Here is a 1,588-nt window from a genome sequence, read left to right on the forward strand (position 1 = left end):
TGACGGTTCGGCCGGGGGCGGGGGTGAGGTAGGCGGTGATCTGCTTGTCGGCGGGAGTGTCCTCCCGCACGATCGCCGCGGCCTGCCCGACCTGCGCATGTGCGACAAGGACTGCCTCAATGCCTCTCATGGACGAGCCCAGGCGAGATGTCACTAGCCGGTGCTCGGAACGGTCGAAAAGGTCGAGTTCGCTGATGCCGATTGTGGTGGTGTTGTTGGTGACTTGCTCCAGTACTCGGGCGAACCGTCGGGTCAGCGTTACGGCTGCTTCCCGGTCGAAGAGGTCGGGCATGTAGTCGAACCGCAGATGCAGTCGGTGCGCCTGCAACGTGGCCACAATGGTCATTGGATAGTGGGTGGCATCATGTGCCTGCGCCCCAATGATCGCCACCTCTCCCAGTGACTCGCTCAGCCGGCCCGCGTCAAGGGGATAGTTCTCGAAAACCGTCAGCGTGTCGAAGAGCTCGCCCACCCCCGCCAGCTCATGGATCTCAGTCAGCCCCACATATTGATGTGGCATCAGACGAGCCTGCCCGTCCTGAAGCTGCCGGAAAAAGCCCTCCAGCGTCTGCGACGGATCGACCCGCACACGTACCGGCACCGTATTGATGAACAGGCCGACCATGCTCTCCATGCCGGCGACCTCCGGCGGACGCCCGGAGACAGTCGCTCCGAACACCACATCATCCCGCCCGGTCAAAGACCCCAGAAGAACAGCCCACACTCCCTGTACCAACGTGTTCATCGTCAGCCCACGGGAACGCGCCCACCCCTCCAGCCGGAGCGTGGCCTCCTCCTCGACCTCAACCTCGATCCGCTCAGGACTGGTCAGCTCACGGCCACGACCCACCGGCGCCAGCCGGCACGGCTCCTCCAGACCGGCCAGAGCCTGCCGCCACGCCTCAGCCGCCTGCGCCCGGTCCTGCCCCGCAAGCCACGACAAATACTCCTTATAAGGCGTCACCCGCGGAAGCGCCGAGACATCCCCGCCATTGCCATACAGAACAAACAGCTCCTGCACCAGCAATGGCATCGACCAACCATCCAGCACAATGTGATGATTGCTGACCACAAAGCTGTACCGGTCATCAGCGAGTCTCACCAGCAGGAAACGGATCAACGGCGGACGCGCCAGATCGAAACGCCTCTCCCGCTCCTCACGCAGCAACCCCGACAGCGCTGCATCCCGCTCCCCCGCCGGCAAACCCCCCAGATCCACATCACGCCAATCCAGCTCCACCTCCCTGAAAACAGCCTGAACAGCAGACCCCGACTTCACCGAACGGAAACCAGCCCGCAAATTCGCGTGCCGCTCCAACAACACCCCACACGCGCGCTTCAACCCCTCGGCAGACACCACACCACTCAGCTCCAAAGCAACCTGAGCTGTGTAGACATCCACCCCCTCACGCTCATACAGAGCATGGAAAAACATCCCCTCCTGCAACGGAGACAACGGCCAAACATCTCCGATGTGACTCGCTGAAGTGTGCTCGAGTTCGTCGATGTCGTTTTGGGTGAGGTTGAGGAGGGTGAGGTCTGAGGGGGTGAGGCCGCCGGTGTGGGGTTGGGTGGTGAGGGTTTTGAG

Annotated in this window: 1 protein-coding gene; it reads right to left on the reverse strand. The window is 62.7% G+C overall.

Annotated elements, in window-relative coordinates; translation table 11 throughout:
* On the reverse strand, nucleotides 1–1,588 hold a 1,588-nt coding region (locus tag AB0L75_RS44205), incomplete at both ends, for a condensation domain-containing protein (protein ID WP_365191938.1).

Source organism: Streptomyces sp. NPDC052101 (assembly GCF_040680235.1).
Classification (GTDB): Bacteria; Actinomycetota; Actinomycetes; order Streptomycetales; family Streptomycetaceae; genus Streptomyces.